General features: G+C 43.1%; 17 protein-coding genes. 13 read left to right on the forward strand and 4 right to left on the reverse strand.

From position 1 onward, the window contains the following. The first annotated feature begins 29 nt into the window (after window positions 1-29). The 5 genes from BLQ87_RS18930 to BLQ87_RS18950 are packed head-to-tail and all read left to right on the forward strand — an operon-like array spanning window position 30 to window position 8,988. A complete protein-coding gene (locus tag BLQ87_RS18930) occupies window positions 30-3,200 on the forward strand; it encodes a SusC/RagA family TonB-linked outer membrane protein (protein WP_083361943.1) in 3,171 nt (1,056 codons plus the stop codon). A gap of 19 nt (window positions 3,201-3,219) precedes the next feature. Continuing rightward, entirely contained in the window at window positions 3,220-4,770 is a 1,551-nt protein-coding gene (locus BLQ87_RS18935; RefSeq protein WP_074609848.1) for a RagB/SusD family nutrient uptake outer membrane protein, read from the forward strand. A 24-nt stretch (window positions 4,771-4,794) separates the two neighbouring features. Beyond that, window positions 4,795-6,375, forward strand: coding sequence for an arylsulfatase (locus tag BLQ87_RS18940; RefSeq protein WP_074609850.1), 1,581 nt, complete (start codon window positions 4,795-4,797; stop codon window positions 6,373-6,375). A gap of 25 nt (window positions 6,376-6,400) precedes the next feature. Continuing rightward, the gene (locus BLQ87_RS18945) at window positions 6,401-7,144 is read left to right on the forward strand and encodes a rhodanese-like domain-containing protein (protein ID WP_074609853.1); all 744 of its coding nucleotides are present in this window, start codon (window positions 6,401-6,403) and stop codon (window positions 7,142-7,144) included. Window positions 7,145-7,155: 11 nt separating this feature from the next. Then, complete coding sequence (locus BLQ87_RS18950) at window positions 7,156-8,988, forward strand: arylsulfatase (protein WP_074609856.1); 1,833 nt, start codon at window positions 7,156-7,158, stop codon at window positions 8,986-8,988. Between the two features lie 72 nt (window positions 8,989-9,060). On the opposite strand, the gene BLQ87_RS18955 is transcribed toward BLQ87_RS18950, so the two are convergent. After that, complete coding sequence (locus tag BLQ87_RS18955) at window positions 9,061-9,477, reverse strand: transcriptional regulator (RefSeq protein WP_074609859.1); 417 nt, start codon at window positions 9,475-9,477, stop codon at window positions 9,061-9,063. Between the two features lie 163 nt (window positions 9,478-9,640). Here BLQ87_RS18955 and BLQ87_RS18960 point away from each other — a divergent pair, with 163 nt between their 5' ends. After that, window positions 9,641-10,249 carry an alpha-ketoglutarate-dependent dioxygenase AlkB family protein gene (locus tag BLQ87_RS18960; protein ID WP_074609861.1) on the forward strand — a complete coding sequence of 203 codons (609 nt, stop codon included), beginning with the start codon at window positions 9,641-9,643 and terminating at the stop codon, window positions 10,247-10,249. 13 nt (window positions 10,250-10,262) lie between these two features. On the opposite strand, the gene BLQ87_RS18965 is transcribed toward BLQ87_RS18960, so the two are convergent. From BLQ87_RS18965 to BLQ87_RS18975, 3 genes are read right to left on the reverse strand one after another with little or no spacing between them, the layout of a single operon-like run. After that, a complete protein-coding gene (locus BLQ87_RS18965; RefSeq protein WP_074609863.1) occupies window positions 10,263-11,351 on the reverse strand; it encodes a metallophosphoesterase in 1,089 nt (362 codons plus the stop codon). Between the two features lie 33 nt (window positions 11,352-11,384). After that, complete coding sequence (gene dapB, locus BLQ87_RS18970) at window positions 11,385-12,194, reverse strand: 4-hydroxy-tetrahydrodipicolinate reductase (protein WP_074609865.1); 810 nt, start codon at window positions 12,192-12,194, stop codon at window positions 11,385-11,387. Window positions 12,195-12,240: 46 nt separating this feature from the next. After that, on the reverse strand, window positions 12,241-12,729 hold the full coding sequence (locus BLQ87_RS18975; RefSeq protein WP_074609867.1) for a DUF6985 domain-containing protein: 489 nt from the start codon (window positions 12,727-12,729) through the stop codon (window positions 12,241-12,243). Window positions 12,730-12,998: 269 nt separating this feature from the next. Between BLQ87_RS18975 and BLQ87_RS18980 the strand changes: the two genes are divergently transcribed. The 7 genes from BLQ87_RS18980 to BLQ87_RS19010 all read left to right on the forward strand — a co-directional run bounded on the left by BLQ87_RS18980 (window position 12,999) and on the right by BLQ87_RS19010 (window position 21,796). After that, entirely contained in the window at window positions 12,999-14,651 is a 1,653-nt protein-coding gene (locus tag BLQ87_RS18980; protein WP_074609869.1) for an alkaline phosphatase family protein, read from the forward strand. 99 nt (window positions 14,652-14,750) lie between these two features. Further along, on the forward strand, window positions 14,751-15,287 hold the full coding sequence (locus BLQ87_RS18985; protein ID WP_074609872.1) for a class I SAM-dependent methyltransferase: 537 nt from the start codon (window positions 14,751-14,753) through the stop codon (window positions 15,285-15,287). Window positions 15,288-15,359: 72 nt separating this feature from the next. Beyond that, complete coding sequence (locus BLQ87_RS18990) at window positions 15,360-16,091, forward strand: hypothetical protein (RefSeq protein ID WP_074609874.1); 732 nt, start codon at window positions 15,360-15,362, stop codon at window positions 16,089-16,091. Between the two features lie 58 nt (window positions 16,092-16,149). Further along, entirely contained in the window at window positions 16,150-16,950 is an 801-nt protein-coding gene (locus BLQ87_RS18995) for a formylglycine-generating enzyme family protein (protein ID WP_074610036.1), read from the forward strand. A 159-nt stretch (window positions 16,951-17,109) separates the two neighbouring features. Next, a complete protein-coding gene (locus BLQ87_RS19000) occupies window positions 17,110-19,572 on the forward strand; it encodes an outer membrane beta-barrel protein (protein ID WP_074610038.1) in 2,463 nt (820 codons plus the stop codon). Window positions 19,573-19,668: 96 nt separating this feature from the next. Beyond that, window positions 19,669-20,655 (forward strand): glycoside hydrolase family 43 protein, encoded by a 987-nt coding sequence (locus BLQ87_RS19005; protein ID WP_074609876.1) that lies wholly within the window; start codon window positions 19,669-19,671, stop codon window positions 20,653-20,655. Between the two features lie 244 nt (window positions 20,656-20,899). Then, on the forward strand, window positions 20,900-21,796 hold the full coding sequence (locus BLQ87_RS19010) for a polysaccharide lyase (protein ID WP_074609878.1): 897 nt from the start codon (window positions 20,900-20,902) through the stop codon (window positions 21,794-21,796). The last annotated feature ends 318 nt before the right edge of the window (window positions 21,797-22,114 follow it).

Consider the following 22,114-nt stretch of genomic DNA (forward strand, 5'->3'; position numbering starts at 1 on the left):
AGATCAAGTCATTTTAAATCCTAACAAATATGCAATATCTTGCTAAGGAGAGGGAGCGTTATGCCCTGTCTTTAACCTATCCGGTAATCTGGAAAACTACTGCCTCATTTACTGAAAAGCCAAAGTCGCTGAAGGTTATTTTATTGATCATCTTTTGCTCGCAGCTGCTTTTCTTATTTCCCCTGGCAGTAAAAGCGCAGGAGAATCAACCAATCATTAATTCTACGCTTGTCGGACAAGTGCTCGATGCAAAAACCAAAGAAGTGTTGCCGGGAGTGCTGATACAGATCAAAGGAACGACACATAAGGTCGCCACAGACGATAAAGGCAGGTTCAACTTCAGAACAGGACAGAAGTTCCCATATACTTTAATCATTAGTTATATCGGTTATGAAAGGATCGAGCTGAATGTTACCGGAAGTCCGGTAGAGGTCTTGTTAAAAGAGATCAGCAACAACCTGAACGATGTCGTGGTGGTGGGGTATGGAACACAACGGAGAAAAGATGTGACCGGATCTGTCTCTTCCCTGAAACTGGAAGAAGTAAAAGGGCAACCGGTAAGTTCTCCGGAGCGCTTGCTGCAAGGGTCTATTCCCGGAGTTCAGGTTACGCAGTCTACCGGACAGCCTGGCGGAGGAGTAAGCGTTCAGGTTCGGGGATCTGCCTCTCTTACTGCTGGTTCACAACCACTATATGTGATTGATGGTTTTCCTTTTTATAATGATGAAAAGCTGGCGGATGCGGGAGTGAGTAACGGACCTAAAATCAACCTGCTCTCTGCGATAAATCCCGGAGATATTGAATCTATTGACGTACTGAAAGATGCCTCTTCTACTGCCATATATGGTTCCAGAGGTGCCAACGGCGTCATCATCATCAATACAAAAAAGGGTACAGCAGGAAAATCATCGATTAATTTCGACAGCTATTATGGTTCACAAAAAGTAGTGAAAACCCTTCCTTTGCTCAATGCCAGTGAATGGGGAGCGCTAAGAAATGATGCGCTGATCAATGCAGGAAAAGCGGCTTATTATACGCAGGCCCAGATTGAGGCATTGGGAGCCGGAACGGATTGGCAGGCTGCTGCGTTTCGTACCGCTCCGGTTCAAAGCCATAATATTTCCGTGTTAACAGGTTCTGAAAAAACGAAGTTTGCCCTTTCCGGAAATTATTTCAAGCAGGAAGGAGTTTTGCAAAGCACGGATTTCAGTCGTTATTCAGGCCGGTTAAATGTAGAACATCAATACAATGAACGTCTGAAAATTGTTTCCTACATTGCGGGAAGCAGTTCCAAAGCACAGATTGCACCTCAGGCAGTGGTGCCAAATCTATTGCTGATGTCTCCGGCAGTTCCCCTTTATAATCCTGATGGTTCTTTTTACCTGAAGAGCCCTTTTGAAGGGGCTTATGGAAATCCGATCAATACTTTATATAACCAGCTGAATGAAACCCGCACCAATCTGGTTTTGGGAAACGCTTCCGCAGATTATAGGATCATTGAAGGCTTACAAGCGAAGGTCTCTGCGGGTGTTCTGATCGTCGACAATAAGCAAAACAGGTATTTGCCATCTACGGTATATGAGGGAACCGGAGTTTCAGGCCTTGGACAGGTAGGTAGTTTGTTTACCACCCGATGGCTCAATGAAAATACGTTGAGCTACACGAAGAAAATCAATGAAATCCATAATCTTAATGCATTAATTGGTTTTACACAGGAAGCGGCGGTAACCAAAGGTGCGATTGCAGCTGCGGCTGGTTTCGCTTCGGATGAAACGGGTTTTAATGACCTTTCTTCGGGAATCACTTCTCAAACACCTGCTTCATCGTCCTATGCTACAGCGCTAAATTCCTTTCTGGCTAGGGTAAATTATGGCTATGCAAATAAATATCTCTTAACCCTGACGCTTCGTGCCGATGGCTCCTCCCGTTTTTCGGATGGCCATCAATGGGGTACTTTTCCCTCGGCGGCCATCGCCTGGAATGTAACCGAAGAAAGTTTTCTGAAAGACCATCATTCCATTTCCAATCTAAAGCTTCGTTTTAGTGCCGGGCTGACTGGAAATCAGGAAATTCCCGCTTATCAATCCTTTGCAAGAGAAACTTTTTACCGTTATAATTTCAATGGCAATAATGTATCTGGTTTTGCTCCGGGTACGAATGCCAATCCTAACCTTACCTGGGAAAAAACGGCGCAATATAACCTGGGAATCGACCTTTCTTTGTTCAATAGCCGGATTAACCTGGTGTCGGATGTTTATTATAAGAAAACAAGAGACCTGCTCTACAACATCACCGTCCCCGCAACAAGTGGGTTACTGGATTTCTCCACGCTTCAAAGTCAGATTTACCAAAATATAGGAGCAGTAGAGAATAAAGGTTTTGAACTGGGGATCAATACTAAAAATCTGGTGGGGGATTTCAAGTGGGGAACGAATGTGATTTTTGCTGTTAACAGGAATAAAGTGTTGAGCCTGGATAAGGTAAACCAGATCATACCGGACAGCTCCTTACCCTCTATTGCCGCAGTGGGTTATCCCATCGGCTCTTTTATAGTGTATAAAACAAATGGATTGATTCCGGCGGGAACTCCTCCCGGAAAGGCGCTAACACCTTCTTCGAATAAAGCTGCAGGCGGACAGCAATATGTAGATAAAAATGGTGATGGGGTCATTACCCAGGCCGGCGACAGGTTTATCGTTTCCAACCAACCTTTATTTACAGGTGGTTTAACGAATAATTTCAGTTTCCGGGGATTTGACCTGTCTGTCTTTTTTCAAACCTCCTACGGAAATAAACTGTACAATCAGAACAGGGGAACTTTAGAGTTGGGAACAGGTTATACGAATGCACCCCGCAGTCTGTTGAACCGCTATTCTGCCTCAAATACCAATACAGATGTGCACAGCGCCTATACCGATCCGGCAGTAACGATTGCAGACCGTTTTATTGAAAATGCTTCTTATCTGCGCTTAAAGAATCTTTCTCTGGGTTATACTTTACCGCAAAAAGTCTTAAATAAAGCGAGGTTAAGAAACCTGAGGTTTTACGTTTCTGCACAGAACCTCTGGACCTGGACCAATTATACAGGCTACGATCCTGAAGCGAATTTTAACGGGCAGTCGGCGATCAATTCGGGTGTAGATAACGGAGTTTATCCCAATAGCAAGACCATCATGGCTGGTGCCTCCCTTTCCTTTTAATCCTATATAAAATAAGAAAATGAATATCCTCAAATATTTTTCATTCCTGATTGTTCTTGCAGTGCTGAGTTCCTGCGCTAAACTAAAAGAAGATCCCGGTGCTTTTATTACGGCAGGAGAATACTATAAAACAAAAGCAGATGCCGTAAATGCGGTGAATGCAGCCTATTTCCTTTTAAATTCAGGAGGGCCTTCCGTTCAAACACCATACAATACTTTGTTTGCGACGGGGATGGACTTCATGTCTGACGACATTGATCCTGGACCCGGAGCGACCAATGCGGATGTGCGTTCCCAGGCAGTGCTCAACCATTCTTCTACCGGACTGAGGGTACTGCAATTATGGCAACAACATTATGCGGGAATAAAAAAGGCAAATGTTGCCATAGATAAGGTTCCCGAAATTGAAGATGCGGCTTTGACAGATGCCCTTAAAAAAAGGCTGATAGGGGAGGCTAAACTCCTCAGGGCATTGTATTATTTTAACCTGGTTCGTTTGTTTGGCGGAGTTCCGCTGATCCTGCACGATCAACCTGGAGTAAGCATCTCGGATTTCCAGATTGCCCGTAACACAGTGGCTGAGGTATATATCCAGATTGAAAAGGATTTTACAGAGGCGGCATTGGCATTACCGGACAGCTATACCGGAGTGGACATTGGAAGAGCGACCGCCGGCGCGGCGAAATCATTGTTGTCTAAAGTATACCTGACGCAGGGAAAATGGACGGAAGCAGTAGCAAAAGCAGAAGAGGTGACCGGAGCTTTTCCTTACGCCGCGGGATCCAGTCCTTACCGTTATGATTTGTTTGCATACTATGCACAGGTCTTTCTGCCTGCTTATAAAAATGGGAAAGAACATATTTTTTCTGCGCAATTTAAATCCAATTCCCTAAGCCAGGGAAACAACCAGGCACCACGGGGGGCGCGCTCTGGTGTTCCGGGAATGGTCGGTTCTTATACCGATCAGGTGCGGTTTTATACCCAGGGAGCGGATAAGTTTTTCAGCATTTATAAACTGTACGAAGCCAACGATAAGAGAAAGAAGAATGGCAGCTTTGTGACCCGTTTCCTTGGTACTGATGGCAAGTGGTATGGAGATTTAAACGATAAATCTATTCCCGGAGATTCCATCCCTTATCTCAATAAATATTGGGATCCAAATCAATCTTCAAACCTAAGTGAATCTGCAGCCAATGTGCCTGTGATCAGATATTCTGAAGTATTACTTATCCTGGCAGAAGCAGAAAATGAATTGAATGGACCTACTGCGAAAGCTTATGCGGCTTATAACCGGCTCAGAGACCGGGCAGGTTTAACGCTTCTGGCTGATTTGAGTAAAAACCAATTCAGGGAAGCACTATATCTCGACCGTCGTTTGGAGCTGGTTTGGGAAAATCAACGCTGGTTTGACCTGATCAGGGAGAAAGATGCTACAGGGAAAATTATCCTGGAAGATGCGCTTCGAAAAGTGGGGAAAGTCAATGTCTCTGTCCCTAAACATCTGCTTTTTCCAATTCCTCAACAGGAAATCGATTTGAACACTAAGCTCATCCAAAATCCTGGCTGGTAAGCCTTTTATGAAAAGACAATTGTTATGAATCAGCGAATCATTTTTTTAACGGCTATTTTTTTTGGACTGAACGCTTCTTATGGGCTCGCACAATCAGGAAGCGCAGGGCCCAATGTGCTGATCATCCTTGCTGATGATCTCGGCTTCTCTGACATTGGCGCATTTGGTTCAGAGATTCATACCCCGGCATTAAACCAACTGGCAAAAGAAGGAATGATCTTAAACCAGTTTTACAATGCCGGAAGGTGTTGCCCTTCCCGCGCTTCTTTGCTGACAGGTCTTTACCCGCATCAGGCCGGAGTTGGAGATATGGTTCAGAACAAAGGAACGGAAGCTTATCAGGGATATTTGAGTAAACATAGCGCGACAATTGCTGAATTGTTGAAACAGCAGGGATACCGGACTATTGTTTCCGGGAAATGGCATGTGGGCTTGGTGCCTTCGGCCCTTGCTGTGAACAGGGGATTTGATAAATCTTTTACGTTACAAAATAATGGCAGCAGTTATTTTAACTCCCGGCCGCTGTATAACGATGGAAGAACGGTCACTTTCCAGTTGAATGGGCAGGAAGTTCAGCGTCAGGATACGTCGCTGTACCTCACACAGGCCATTACCAATTTCGCGCTGAAATCTCTGGATGAAATCAAGGATGAACCTAATCCATTCTTTCTTTATGTCGCTTATAATGCACCTCATTGGCCAATTCAGGCCCTGCCTGAAGATATTGCGAAATATAAAGGCCGGTACCTATCCGGCTGGGATGAATTGAGACAGGAACGTTATCAGAAACTTCGGGCTTCAGGATTGATTAAGAAAGAATGGCGCTTATCGCCGGGGTTCGAAAATGCGAAAGCATGGAAATCCTTATCTGTGGAAGAAAAAGACATTTGGGATACCCGCATGGCAATTTATGCTGCCATGATTGACCGCATGGATGCGGGTATAGGGGAGCTCCTGAATAAACTCAAAGAGATCAAAAGAGATAAAAATACGCTGGTCATCTTTCTCTCCGATAATGGAGGCAGTGCCGATGAAGTCAAAAAATGGGACTATGTAATTCAGAAAAACGGAAATCCGGGAAGTGTAAATTCGATAGACAGCTATGAAGCACCATGGGGAAATGCGAGTAATACTCCGTTTCGTTTGTTTAAGAAAAATACGCATGAAGGAGGAATTTCCAGCCCTTTTATTGCCTGGTATCCGGGCTTCATCCCTTCGGGATCTTTAAATGAAGAACCCGCACACCTTATCGATATCTTACCGAGTATTCTGGAGCTTACAGAGACAAAATACCCTGATTCGTTGAAAGGAAATTCCTTAACCGCATTGCCTGGACATAGTCTGTTGAAGGTTTTAAAAGGAAAGAAGGAAGAACTGCATTCCAGGTTGTTTTGGGAGCATGAAGGCAGCAGGGCCGTTCGGGAGCAGGACTGGAAGCTCGTTGCCGAACTCAATGCGCCCTGGGAATTGTACCACCTGAAGTCAGACCGGACAGAAACAAATAATCTTGCCCCGAAGTATCCGGAGAAGGTAAAACAACTGGAAAAAAAATACCTGGAATGGGCTGGCAAAGTTGGGGTTCAGGACTGGAATAAAATCAAATGATCATTGACAACCTAAATCGAAAAAAATGAAATACTTAAAACACCTCTTTTTAATGCTGCTGCTCCTGGAGGGAGCCCTCGTTAAAGCACAGCAGCCATTATCGACTGTGAAAGAACAAACTCCTTCACTCGCCGTATTGGCTACAAAATCAAAAGCTGCAGACGCGCAGATTCTGGATGCAAGGACCAGTGAAGAATTTGCACAGAACCACTTATCGGGGGCGATCAATATTGATCCTGCTTCAGCCAGTCATGAAAAAGACATCGCAGCTTTGTCTAAAGACAAACCCACGTTTGTTTACTCCATTGCCAATGGCCGGAGTGCGGCATTGGCAAAAGAGCTCCGGGAAAAAGGCTTCAAAGAAGTGATTGTGCTTCCCGGTGGAATTGCCAATTGGATAGGTTCAGGATATCCAATCGTAAACAATGCGAAGAAAGGCATATCGCTATCCCTTGCTCAGTTTCAGACCCTAACCGGATCTTCAGACTTTGTGTTGGTAGACTTTGGTTCTAAATACTGTGGCGCCTGTAAGAAGCTGATTCCCGTGCTGGACACGCTGGAAAAGAAAACAGGATTTTCCGCTAAAATAGTAAGGATTGAAGCTTATGATCAGACCGCGCTGCTCAAAGAATTGAAAATTAATCAGCTTCCAACGCTGGTGTTATATCATCATAAAAAACAGATCTGGAAGAAAGCAGGACAATCGACCTCAGCGGAAATTGAAGCCGTTATTGCACAACATCAAACAGAACTGGCAAAAAGCAATTAGAAAATCAATCCATGAAAAGAAGAATCATTACAGCCTGGATACTCCTGGGCAGCGCTTTTAGCTATTCTGAGGGCTATTCGCAAAACATTACACAGCAGCAACAAGCTTTTCAGGGCATAATTGGCAGGACCCTTGCGGATTCCAAAGAATCCTGGACAAAGCCGGTTAAGGCTCCTGCAGGATCACCAAATGTGCTCTGGATTTTGCTCGATGACGTGGGCTTTGGGGCTACGAGTACATTGGGTGGAGTGATCAATACCCCTACTTTTGATAGCCTGGCCCATCAGGGGTTGACCTATACCAATTTTCATACAACAGCCATATGTGCGCCTACAAGATCCGCACTGCTTACCGGGCGGAACAGTCATTCTGTACACATGGGGGGATTTGCTCATGTGGCGATGTCGGCCGGATTTCCAGGTTACGATGGCCGCATCCCTTCGGATAAAGGTACAGTAGCAGAAATCCTCCGCGAAAACGGATACAATACTTTTGCAGTAGGGAAATATGGATTGACACCTGATGAGGATGCGACAGATGCCGGACCTTTTGACCGATGGCCAACCGGAAAAGGTTTCGATCATTTCTTCGGCTTCCTGGGTTCCGCAACAGATCAGTATAAGCCCGACCTGGTGGAAGACAATGCACATGTTCAACCGGATGGCAGGCACCTGAACGAGCAGATCACTGATAGAGCAATCAGCTTTATTGAAAGACAGCAAAAGGCCAATTCCGGAAAACCTTTCTTCCTGTATTATGCACCCGGTGCCACCCATTCCCCACATCAGGTGGCTACAGAATGGAGTGACCTTTATAAAGGTAAATTTGATAAAGGCTGGGATGTTTTCAGAGATGAGGTCTTCAAAAGACAAAAGCAACTGGGAATTATTCCAGCCAATGCAGTATTACCAGCGCGAAATTCAAATATAAAGGCCTGGAATAAACTTCCCGAAGCCGAACGGAAGCTATATGCCCGTTTTATGGAGATCTATGCAGGGTACCTGAGCTATACTGACCACGAGGTTGGCCGGGTGATCAATTACCTGAAGGCCAGCAAACAATTGGAAAATACCCTGGTTTTTGTGATCATCGGCGACAATGGGGCGAGTAAAGAAGGAACCTTCAGCGGGACAATAGATTTACCAAGAGGAGCGACCAATAAGCTGAGCCAGCAGGAAATTATTAAGCATAACCTGGAAGCTTCAGGAGAGATCGGAACACCCAAATCGATTCAGGGAAATTACCCTTTGGGATGGGCACAGGCATTAAACACGCCTTTCAAGCAATGGAAGCAAGATGCAAATTCGGAAGGAGGGACGAGAAATCCATTGATCGTTTTTTATCCTAAAGGCATAAAAGATAAAGGGAGTATCCGGACCCAATATGGTCATGTGATCGATTTGCTACCCACGACATTGGAATATACCGGCATTAAAGCACCTGAGTACATCAGGGGTATTAAACAGGATTCAATACAGGGAACCTCCCTGGTCTATTCTTTTGCGGATGCAAAAGCAGCTTCACAACACCGCATTCAGCATTATTATATTTTTGGCGCAAGGTCAATTTATAAAGATGGCTGGAAGGCCGCACTTTCTTACCATCCGGACTTGCTGGATTTGTCGAACAACAAGGAGGGGCTGCCAAAAAACTATGTGGAGAATGTTTGGGAGCTGTATAACCTGAATGAAGATTTTAATGAACGCATTGACCTGGCAAAGAAAAATCCGGCAAAACTGGAAGAGCTGAAGGCGCTGTTTGAAGTTCAGGCGAAGAAATTTAACCTTTATCCGTACATCACCTGGGACGATGTATATAACACCAGGATTCATAAGAACTACTAAACCACCTAAACTAAGAACAAGGCTGTATCATGAATTTATGATCAGCCTTTTCTTTATTTTAATCTTCAGGAACTATTTTTCTTTTGACTCCATTCTAACCATACATCGTACTTCAACATTGCTCAGGTATACTTCGACACAATAACCCTGAGGGTCTAAGCCGGGAGTGTCCAATAGCGATTTAAATTCACAGCCGATGAGTTCCGGGGCTTTCATATAATCCCTTAGAATGGAACTGATGTAAGTCCCTTTTTTCAGTACTAATGATGGACAACCGTATTTTTCAGCTTCCCCTTCATAGGATTCTTCTACACCAGCACGGTAAACGATGGGTCCACCCTCTGGTCTTGAAATTCCATAAAGGGTCCTTTTCTTGCTTAAAGGGACCAATCTCCCTAATTCCTGGTAAGCCGCAGGAATGCCTTCAGGAAAGGAGGATGCGGTTACATAAAAGATTTTAACGTCCTTGTCTAAGTTGTATTTTTCCATGATGTTTTGCTTTTGGTCTATACAAACTTAGCGATTGAAGGTAAAAACTGAACTGTGTAAACGCGACAAATGCAAGGGGTAATTTCGACAACCAGGGAGGTGTTTTTTTGTTTGCTAATATTTTTAGTTAAATTGCGGAGCTGAATTTGAAAAGAATAGGAAAATGGAGCAATTGAGCTTTTTTAAGGAAGAAGGACAAACACCTGGATTGCCGGTTTCGTTGCTGGATTATCGGCCGGAATTGTTCAGTCAGGAAGAAGGCGAAAGGTTGATGGAGCGGCTGATCAGGGATTCGGAATGGAAACACCGGGTCGTAAAAATGTATGATAAAGAGGTGATCACGCCGAGGTTAACCGCATGGTATGGTGATCCGGAGGCCTACAACTATACCATACTTGGGAAATCGGCTCCTTTGCCCTGGACAGCGGACCTGCTCATGATTCGAAGAAAAGTGGAGTTGATCGCCGGGATTTCTTTTAACAGTGTGCTTTTAAATTATTACCGGGATGGCAATGACTCTGTGGCCTGGCATAGCGACAACGAAAAAGCCCTGGGTACTCATCCGGTGATTGCTTCTGTCAGTTTCGGACAGGTCCGTAATTTTGACATCCGCAACAAAACAGATCATGGTCTGAAATATGCTATAAGGCTGGAACATGGTTCATTGCTGATCATGAAAGGTGATTTACAGGCCAATTGGGACCATCGCATTGCAAAATCTACAAAACCAATGAAAGGAAGACTGAACCTCACCTTCAGGGTCGTGATTTAAGGGGGGAGAGAAATCAGGTATCTAATAAGTGCACTAATTCTGTTTCTTCCAGAACAATGCGTGCAGGACCGGATTCAGGATTGGATTTCCATTTAACGAGTTTGATTTTCCCACCTTCCAGCTCTATTCCGGTAATGTCTCCATCGTTAAAACAGCAGCAACCGGTATTAAAATACGTGTTTTTAGAATAGTCCAATCTGGGGGAGGTGTCTCCACTGATTTTTCCAGCGGCCAGTTCTGCATTTATCTTTTGGATTTCTGCCTGATCTCCCTTTTTTTTTGCTGCTTCCAGCCGGATATAAGTCCGTTCCAGGTGTGTTAATGAATTGAATACCGGTTGATGGGTATGCCCGGTAATCAGGGCAAGTCCGGATTGTTTGGCGGTCCAGTCGTACATAATGGCATTGTGTGCAGATTTCAATTGATTGTCGTAAGCCGGGGTATTTGGATTAATGCGCAGGTAGGCCTGGAGCGGACCCCATACATTGGAAACAAACCATTTGCTAAACCAGTTTCCATCGCTTTGCAAATCTCCCTGATGACCATGGGTCATAAAGATGGACAGCAGCTGATCTTTAATGGGAATGCGCAAAATGACACCCTCATAGATTTTTATCTTTTGCCCATAGACCTTTTCAAGGGTAAAACCTGCAAGAGGATCGTTGTCCCAATACAGGTCATGGTTGCCAAATATTTTAATGAAAGCATTTCTTTTTAGAAATAGCTTTTCCTGCTCAAAGGTCGCTTTGTTATTCCTGATGACGCCGAGAAGCGTATTCTTCCAAAGTTCTTCACTGTCGCCCAAACTGCAAAAAAGATAATTCTGCGCATTGTAATAGCTAAGTGCTGCGAGGTAATTCTTTTCGGAAAGGACAAAGTCATCGCTGTAGTTCCTGCTGCCTTTATGCTGATCGGAAAAGATGATGAGCTTGTCGGAGTGGTCGAAATCTATCAGCTGGCCACGCTTACCGGGTTCTTTTTGGATCTTATTGAACAAGGCTGTTAAAGCATCGTGCACCCGTTGCTGATCCGGTCTGGAGGAATATTTATTGGCCAGTCTGATGATCGGCCCGGTAAACAGCCTTTGTAAAAATTTGCGCATATATAATTGGAACAGGAAATTTTGCTTATTGTTTTAATCGATTACGCTATCCAGACCTCTTTTCAACCCGGTAAAGGAGCCAACTTTTTTAATCGCCAGAAAAGCACCTGTCACATAAGGTTTCGAGCTGTTGCCGGCCTCATGTTTCAAGGTCAGTTTTTCATCGGGCATGCCAAATATGGCTTCCAGCGAAATGACAAATCCGGGAAGCCTCAGGGAATGAACCCGGGTGCCGTTTATATCCGCTCCTCTGGTCTCTTTTACACCTTGAGTGTGCTCCATAGAAACCTGTAGTTCCTGTTTTTTAACCTGCGATAAACGGTAAGCCAATTCCCTCGCACTCCCACTCGGAGCATCAATTTTTCCGGCGCTGGCATAATCGATGATTTCCCAGTTAGACATGTACCGGGCTGCCATTTCTGCAAACTTATTCAACAGTACGACACTGATTGCAAAATTGCCGACTGCAAGTACGGATTGCTGATGCGCTGCAGCCTTGATCCCTATTTCTTCATAATCTTCATCACTCAGACCGGAGGTGCCCACCACCACATTTACACCTTTGGCAATGGCTGTCAGGATATGATGTTTTGCAACGCCGGGTTTGGTATATTCGACCAAAACATCACAGGGAACCGTTAAGGCTTCTTCTATGGTAGCGAAAACAGGGATTTTGGTCCCCGCAATATCCAATACCTCATTTAAACTTTTTCCGGCGTGCTGGCGGGAAATTGCCGCTACCAGCTCCAGTTCTCCTGAAACTGCAATTGCTTTAGCGAGTTCTGAGCCTGCCCATCCGGTTGCTCCGGCTACACATACTTTTATTTTCGATTGATTTGCCATTTGTTTTAAATTAAAAGCTTGATTTATCGTTGCTGATCGTTAATGCTTAGGTTTCGGCGATTCCTGCTATGGCAACGATTTTGTTGTTTTCTAACCTTATTTCCAATCCGTGTTCTGTGTCTATGCCATATCTGATTGGGATTTGCAAGGTATGGTTATCCAGAACCCGGATATAGTTGATCTCTTTTAAATGTTGAAAATGTTTGCCTGGGGTGTTGAGGTTTAGAGGTGGTTCTCCGGATTTTGCTTCATCCTCAAAATAATGTGCATACAGTTTCTGGTACCTGTTGAACGTTTGTTCTTTGATGTCTATGATAATCGCATCCAGATGTTCAAGAAAGCTGGAAAAGGTTGTGGCATAGGCATTCAGTTCTTCCCCGTCCGGAGGGGTATCTATCTCTTCTCCCTCCTCATCAAACTCTTCTCCTAAAAATACTGTTACTTTCTGCTCAAAATGTGGAATGTCGAAGGTCTTTTCCGCAGAAAAGCCAGCCCAGTCTGCCGCTACTTCTCCCCAAAATTTATGTTTCTTCATATGCTATATTGTTTTGATAACTAAGTACAAGGTAGGATTTCGCCTGAGGAGAAAATAACGGTTTAATAGGGAATTGTCAGATATGACATTTCGCTGTGGCTAACAGTGCCCGGTTACGATTTAAGCCCTGAAAGCCAATGTTATCAATCTGTTAATATTCGTAAACATAGGTGTACTTATACTAAACTTATGTTTACCTTTAGGATACTGATCTCTTTAATCATCCCTATTAAAGAAGAGCTGTTTAAGGAAAATAAACACAAAAAATTATGAGAAAAGTAAACCGAATTCAACCTATTCTATTGCTCATCCTGTGTTTTGCAGGAGTTATTTCCAGTTGTAAGCGGGACAGCAGTACCGACAGTCCGGGAACAGATGTCAGCCCTAAAGCCAGGAAAGTATTGTTCATTGGTATCGACGGATTGGTCTGGAGAACACTCACTGCGGCAAATGCACCAACTTTAAAAGCTTTGATGGATAGCTCCTGGACAAGTACAAATGCTTTGGCAGAAACCCCAACCTGGAGTGCAAACGGATGGGCTGCGCTATTAACCGGAACGGGGGTAGCAAAACATAAGGCAAATGAAAACTCTTTTGCAAATGCTGATTTCGCAACCTATCCTTCCTTTTTTCATGCCTTAAAAACAGCGCTTCCAACGGCAAGAACAGGAGCAATTGTTACATGGGGACCTATTAACGACAAAATTATTGCAACCAATGACATTAGCTTTAAAATAAAAGGAGCAGATGATAACCAGACGGAAGCAAGCCTCATCAATGAATTGAGTACGAACAATCCGGATGTCTTGTTCAGTCATTTTGATGATGTTGATCATGCCGGACATGCGTATAATTTTAAACCGGAAACCCCGGAATATGTTGCTGCAGTTACCCTTACAGATAAACGTGTGGAAAGGATTATCAAAGCACTTAAAGCAAGGTCAAATTATAAAAATGAAGATTGGCTGATCGTTGTTGCTACAGATCATGGTGGCGACAATTCACATGGAGGGAGTAGCTATAAGGAGCAAAATGCTTTTATTATTCTGAACAATAAGGCCATCAGTCCGACAGTAGTTGCAGGGGAACCTGAAGTCACTATCGAAACAAAGCCCAACAGGATCAATACCTTGAATTTCCAAAAGGATGTTTACGCAGAATTACCTGCTTTATCCGCTCTTGACCTAAGTGCAGCCGGGAGCTTTACCCTTGAATTCAGGGTCCGGGCAACTGCTGTAAACAGTGATCCGGTGATCATGGGAAATAAAAACTGGGCCAGTGGCAGAAATAAAGGCATTATCATTTCAAATAACGGTGGAACGATCAGGGCAAATTTCGGCGATGGGACTACGAACAGGCTTGATGTTGATGGCGTTGATCTTAGGGATCAGAACTGGCACCATGTCGCCATTGTTGTCAACCGGACTTTACAAAAAGTAACGATGTATGATGGCGGAATACCTGTTGCGCAAGGAGATATCTCGAAGGTCGGGGACCTGCAAAGTGGTACTACTTTTAAAATAGCACAGGATGGAACAGGGGTTTATAATCCTAATTTTACAGGTAACATCGCCGGAATCCGTGTTTTTAAAACTGCGGTTGGAGAAACAGCCATCAGCAATTATGCTTTTATGGACCTGAACGACAGTCACCCTAACAAAAACGACTTGTTAATCTATGCTAAAGGAAACGATGGTACGGGGATCGTTTATGCAGGAAGCCTTGGCCTACCCGGGCTGACCATCAAAACAAATAACGGACTCGCAGCAACATGGGGGTATATTGCCGCTGCTGTATTTATCAAAAAAACGACCAATCTTAAAGGTGCTCCGCATTTATACTCCGTTGCACCAACGATTCTTAAATTTTTGGGAATTGTCATTCCTGCAACCTACGATGGACAACCTTTGATTAACTTCTAAGGATTATTTCATAAAGCCGGATAAATTTGTAAATTCAAATCGTCCGGCTTTTTTGAAAACATGGTACTTGAGCCGGCGGTGTACCTTTACTTGTGATTCATGTTTGTATTTGTAAAAGAAGCGTATCGGAATATAGTGCAGACTGGTTCTATCATTGAGAGTTCCCCCTACCTGGCGCGGAAAATGATGCAGTTTATTGACTTTGAAAAGCCGCTTCAGCTGGTTGAGATGGGAGCAGGAAAGGGCAGCATCACGGGGCACCTGCTGGATAAGATGAATCCTCAATCGAAATTATCGGGGTTTGAAATGAATACGGTGCTTTTTGAGGAATTGAAAAAAGAAGAGGATTATCGTTTTGTTCCCATTCACGATGATGTGATGAACATTACGCAGTATTTCAAAGCCGGAAGCCTGGACTACATCATTTCAGGACTTCCACTGGCCAATATGGGCGGACTCAAAAAGGCTAGGCTATTGAATGATTGTTATCAATTGTTAAAGCCCGGAGGCTGTTACATCCAGTTTCAATATTGTAAAACAGACCTGGCATTGATCAAAAGGAGATTTGAACATGTGCATTGCGAATTTACGTTATTGAATCTTCCCCCTGCGTTTATTTATTATGCCGAAAAATAAGAATACCTTTAGGCTTCTATTTAGCGCAATATGACAAGCTTATACTTTAAGAAAATAATAAATATCTCTCTAATGGCCGTAATCACGGCTTTATTGGTTCCTGTTGTTGCCTTTTCGCAGGAGGAACTTCCCTGGAAAGAAGCCAGTGCGAGCAGTCAGGCTTACCATAAATACCGGCAAAAAAGTACGATTCCTCCCTATGGATTGGCGAAAGTAAAAAAGTTGATTAGCGGAATCGTATATCTGGAAGGTGATGGGGACAACGGAACTTCTGGCCTGGGTAATAAAACTTATATGGCCCTCTCGCTTAGGGAAAAGTTTACTTACCACATGATTCATGCAGAAGTTTCCAGTCAGAATTGCGATGTGAGCCCACCGATTCTGGAGGAGGATAAGAAAATATTCGGGAATCTTCCCGATGCTTTTGACGAAGCTGCCTGGAGTGAAAGACAGGAGAATTTCCTGCAGAGCAATAGAGATTCTGTACTGGCATTGATCAAGGCATCTGTTAGCCGGACAAATAGGGTTGGTTTAAATTATAAGGCCGCCATTGTTCAGGTAAACGGAAAAGAGATCATCCCTTTCTTAATCGAAACCTACAAGCGTGATCAGAAAGATTATGATATCCTGACTGTATTGATGTTACTGATGAAAAAAGGAGAATATAAACCCTTCATGACCTCCGCTTCATTCGTCAAATTATATGGCTCAAAAAGCACCTACCTTAGCTTTATCGACTACAATAAGGCCAATGAAGAGCTGATCATCAACCGGGCAACTGCATTTTACAATGGGCCTAGATAAAGCAATTTTTCTGCTGCGGTCAGGACGATTTTTATTTCTGCTGGTAAGCGGTATGCTCATGATGGTTTCATCTTCTAAACTGAAAGCACAGCCGGACAGTACTTTAGTGAAAATTCCTGCCGGAGCGTATTGGATCGGCGGACAAACACATCAGCTTAACCCTTTAAGGAAGATCAGTCTTGCTAATTTCTATATTGGGAAGACAGAAATTACCAACCTTCAGTTTGAGGACTTTGTTAAGGCTACAGCCTATAAAACCGATGCAGAGCGATTGAGAAATGCAATGGTTTTTGAGCCGGGGCTGGCTGAATTTAAATGGCTTAGAGACAGTACCGCTTTTTGGCGCTTTCCCAATGGAAGGAGCAGAGGAGGGATCGAAAATAAAATGAATCACCCTGTAACCAGCATCAGCTATGCAGATGCCGAAGCCTACTGTAAATGGGCAAAAGTAAGGCTGCCTACTTTGGATGAATGGGAAGTTGCTTCCCGTGCAGGTGCTAAAGGCACTTATTTCTGGGGCGAAGATCAGGAGCAAATCGGGACTTATGCCAATATCTGGAATGCCCGGGATCACCTGACCGCAGATGTTTCGGATGGATATATGTATACTTCGCCGGTGGCTAGCTTTAAAGCCAATGCTTTTGGTTTATATGATATGTATGGCAATGTGTTTGAATTCTGTGAAGGCAGTTTAAAGAACGATCCTAAAAAGCGGAAAGTAGTCCATGCCCGTGGAGGTTCCTGGTGGTGCAGCAGGAATTCCTGTGGATTTTTTAATTCTGTAGATATCGGAAGGGTAAATCCTCATGCGGCATTTAGCAACCAGGGATTCCGGATTGCTAAAACAACGCCGAATTAACTCTAGCCGGCTTTTTTACAAAATAATCAAAATATTTTCTGTTTCTGTGTAACGTTTCTCTTTAGGGAACTGTCTTATGTACAATAACCCTAATCACCAACAACCATTCACATATGTTCAGAGTATGCTTAAAAGCGTATGTGGAAAAATTATGTCTATATGAAAACGAAAATATATACTTCTTTATTCCTCACTTTAGGTCTTGCTTTAGTACTTTTTACATCGGTAAAGGCACAAACAACTGAGATAAGAGGGGAAATATCCGGTAAAGTATTGGATGAAGATCAGAAAGCATTTCCTTACGCAACCATCAGCCTGCTGAATGCAAAGGACTCTACTGCGGTAAAAGGTACACTCACAGGAGATAACGGAACCTACGAATTTAAAGGACTGAATGCAGGAAAATATTTAGTTGCCATCTATGTAGTGGGCTATAAAAAGACCTTTAAAGGACCTTATGCGATTGGTGCCGAGCGGAAATTATATGAAGTTGGCCAGGTCCAATTGGCAACGGATGCCAAGCTGTTGAAAGGAGTAGAGATCGTGAAACAAAAACCTTTGATAGAAAGACAGATCGATAAAACGGTGTTGAATATCGAAAACAGTGTGTTGGCTGCTGGAAATACAGCACTGGAGATCTTGCAAAAGGCACCTGGTGTAACCGTCGATAAAGATGGAAAAATCAGCCTGAGGGGAAAACAAGGGGTAAATGTAATGCTCGATGGAAAACCAACTTATTTATCAGCAGATCAGCTGGCCAATTTACTCCGCTCTACAGAGGGAAATGCGATCCAGTCTATCGAGTTGATTACCAATCCTTCTGCTAAATATGATGCAGCCGGGAATTCAGGGATCATCAATATCAAACTAAAGAAAAATAGAAATTATGGAACGAATGGCACTGCTTCTGCCGGGGCAGGGTATGGCGACAATTATAAAGTAAATGGTAGTTTGAACATGAACCATAGAGAGAAAAAGTTCAATATTTTCGGAAATGCGGATTATGGTTTCAATAAGCGTTTTCAGGAAACAGATATTGTTCGGGTGAATGGTACTACTGCAAATCCGACCTATTTTGATCAAACCAGTCATACTGATATCAAAAGAACAAACCGGAATTATAAAGCGGGGATCGACTATTTTATTAATGACAATAATACCCTGGGATTCTTTCTGAACGGCTATCATACCAATGGGGATGATGCTGCCAATGTCCTTACGCTCATTGGAGATCAGCCAGGAAAAAGAGATTCATCTGTAGTTGCACCAAATACCAATCTTCGGAAATATACCGGGATTACCTATAACTTAAATTACAAAGGAACATTGGATACCCTTGGTCAGGAAATCAGTGCAGATATGGATTATTCCCGCTATTATGGCAAGCAAAACAGTGTCTTTAACAATATGTATAAAAATGCCTCGGGCCAGCCTTTAAAACCTGATTATATTTTCAGGAATGCTTCTCCTTCCATTGTAAAAATATGGGGCGGAAAGGTTGATTATACTTTGCCAATCAATAAGGCGATGAAGTTGGACCTTGGTCTGAAAACAAGCTTTGTACAGACAGATAACAACTTTCTGTTTGAGAACTTTACCAACAACCAATGGGCCAGTGATCCAGGGAAAAGTAACCAATTCCTTTACGATGAAAACATCAATGCTGCCTATGCCAATTTAAACAAGAAATTTAAAAGTACTACGGTACAGCTAGGTCTGAGGTTGGAACAGACTAACTCTAAAGGCAATTCTGTAACCGATCAGAAAGTGGTGAAAAGAGATTATATTAACCTGTTTCCCAGCATTTTTATCAATCAGGAACTCTCTAAAGATCATGAGGTAGGCCTGTCTTACAGTCGAAGGATTGACCGTCCCGATTACGGATCTTTAAACCCTTTTATCTATTATTTGGACTTGTATTCCTTCAGACAGGGGAATCCCTTTTTGAAACCTCAGTACACCAATTCCTTTGAGCTTTCTTATTCCTTCAAAAAAAGTTTAAATGTGACTTTCGGATATAGCCATACCAATGATGTGATGACTGATGTTCTGTTAACGGATACCGTAAAAAAGACGATTTTTATTTCCGTTCAGAACCTGGCCAAACAAGATTCCTATAACATGAACATGAGCTATCCGGTACAGATCACCAAATGGTGGAGCAGCAATAACAATCTGACGGTATATTATAATAAATTCCAGACGCCTAACCTATTGGGACTTCCTTACGAAAGCGGAAGAACATCATTTAACCTCAATACCAGTCAGACGATTACTTTGAATTCTTCCACCAAATTTGAATGGTCGGGTTATTATCAATCGAAACAGGTTTATGGAACCTTGTTGATCGCGCCTCAGTATGGAATTGATCTCGGTGCGAGTAAGTCTTTTATGGACAATAAACTGAGCATAAAGTTCGCCGCTAATGACATCTTTAAATTACAGAAAAGTCAGATTACCAGCGCCATCCCTTCGCAGAAATATGTCGTTAACGAGAAGTGGGAGAGTCAGGTATTCCGCTTAACCTGTACCTACCGTTTTGGAAGTAAAGATATTAAAGGTGCCCGTCAGCGCTCGAGTAGTTCTGAGGCAGAAGGAAGACGTGTGAAATCAGGAAGGTAAATGAGGGTGTAAAGGGTTTATTTTAATTAAAAACGGTTTAGCACAATGGTTTATGATAAAGTATTGCTATTTTAGTATACAAAAAATATCATTCCAATGCGTTCCATTCTAATCCTTGCCATTCTTTCTTTTTCGGCCATTTCGGTTTATAGTCAACATTCCGGGAAATCGGTTAAAAGTCCCGGTAATCCGGTTTTCCCAGGTTGGTATGCTGATCCTGAAGGAGCTGTATTTGACCAGACCTACTGGATTTATCCGACCTTCTCAGATCGATATGAAAAACAGGTTTTTCTGGATGCTTTTTCCTCTAAAGATTTACTCAGTTGGAAGAAACATCCGGGGATATTGGATACTGCCGGATTTAAATGGGCAAAGAAAGCGGTTTGGGCGCCTTCGATTATTAAAAAAGATAAAAAGTACTACCTGTTATTTGGAGCAAATGATATTCAAAGCGACCAGGAAGCCGGAGGAATTGGCGTTGGTATTGCCGATCGCCCGGAAGGACCTTTCAAGGACCACCTGGGTAAGCCATTGGTGGATAAATTTTATAATGGTGCCCAGCCCATTGATCAGTTTGTTTTTAAGGATAAAGACGGACAGCATTACCTGATTTACGGGGGCTGGAAACATTGCAACATCGCGAAGCTTAATCCCGGTTTCTCCGGATTTATTCCCTTTCCTGACGGAACAGTCTTTAAAGAAATTACTCCGGACAATTATGTAGAAGGTCCCTATATGTTCATGAGAAATGGTAAATACTATTTTATGTGGTCTGAAGGAGGCTGGACTGGTCCTGATTATTCTGTTGCCTATGCGATTTCTGATTCCCCTTTAGGTCCATTTAAAAGAATTGGTAAAGTGCTGGAGCAAGATCCTAAAATTGCTACCGGTGCAGGACATCATTCTGTGATCAAACATCCCCATAAAAATGATTATTATATCGTTTATCATCGGAGACCTCTCGGGGAAACAGATGGAAATCATCGGGTCACCTGTATTGACCGGATGGAATTCGATGCCAATGGATACATTAAGCCTGTCAGCATAACCTTTGAAGGTGTAAAAGCCAACTCCATAAAATAAATTGAAAAATATTTCTTGTCTTGTAACCGTATTGCCTTGATTTTTAAATCAGTACAGTCTCTTTCCTGAGGACTGTTTTACCCTGCTTTTTTTCAAGACAGGGTCGTGTTTGAAGCGTATTGGTTGTTTTGTAACTAATTGTTTTACAGTCATTTGTGTTTGTTTTTTAAAATAAAACTATGTTAAATTTACTTAACCAGATGTTTTATTTATCAACCAAATCATAAACCCTAAAAACGAAGCAATGAAAAATCAAACCAAACAAATTCAATTTACCACAGGTATTCTACTGCTGGCCATATTGGCCCTTGGCTCCTGTAAGAAGGATACTAAAGCAGTAGCAGAAGAGCAGGTCAGTTTACAGCAGGAAAGTTCAGCACTCAGTGCCGCCGCTGTTTCACCTTCACTTAACCTGAACTGGGAAAACCGCAGCAATGGATCTACTTATACTGCTTCACAAGCTTCCTCCGACTTCGGTAATGTTTCCGGCTGGCAGGAATCCCGCGCTTTCATCACCAATGGTAAAGATGGAACAAATGGGCTGAGGGTGACTTTACTGCCCAATCAGCTCTCTGGTGCCGGTGGTATGGTGACGAATGTTGACATCACTGATGGCAGTGCTTATGAACTGGATTTTGATGTGAAATTTCACAGTCAGTTTAACTTCAGCAGAGGAGGGAAAATTGGATTTGGACTTTCCGTTGGTGAGGGGAATACAGGAGGAGATCCGGGATGGGATGGCAATGGTGGCAGTTTAAGGTTAATGTGGTATTCGCCGGATAGCAACCCAAACCGGGTATTTTTTCAGCCTTATGTGTATCATAAAGATCAGCCAACAGAATTTGGTGATACCTATACCCAACGTTTCCCGGCTTCGGGAGCACTTCAGAAAGGAGTATGGTATCATGTTCATATGTACATCAAGAGCAATACCGGATCCAGCACAAACGGTCGTGCACAGATCATCATTAACGGAACGACAATTCTGGATACGGATATCCGCTGGACCACCAACGACAGCAAAAGGCTGATCAATAACCTGACCTTCCATGCTTTCAGGGGCGGAAGCCAGGATTACTGGAAAACGAGTACAACGGATTACATCTACTATGATAATTTAGCCGTTAATAAACTGAATTAATGGTCTCTTAAATACCTGAGCCCTGACGACAGCTGACTTCCGGGCTTAGGTATTTGCTAAAATAATCCTCAATAAAAAGATTCTTCTTTGTGAAGAAACTCAAAAAAAGGCACTACTCTTTTCATCCCCGAATCTTTGCTGAAGGGCAAATATTCGAATGTCTTCAAAGTGCAGTGCCTTTTTTTTAAAATCCTGCATGCAATCATCACATGGAATCCTGCTTGAAAATAAGAAAAGGAAAGTATGCTCAGAAAGCTACTGTGTATTTCGGATGTCTGTTTATGCCTGTAAATTCTGCTGATTTTTCAGGAAAATAGC

The organism is Pedobacter steynii, from assembly GCF_900103665.1.
Taxonomy (GTDB): domain Bacteria; phylum Bacteroidota; class Bacteroidia; order Sphingobacteriales; family Sphingobacteriaceae; genus Pedobacter; species Pedobacter steynii.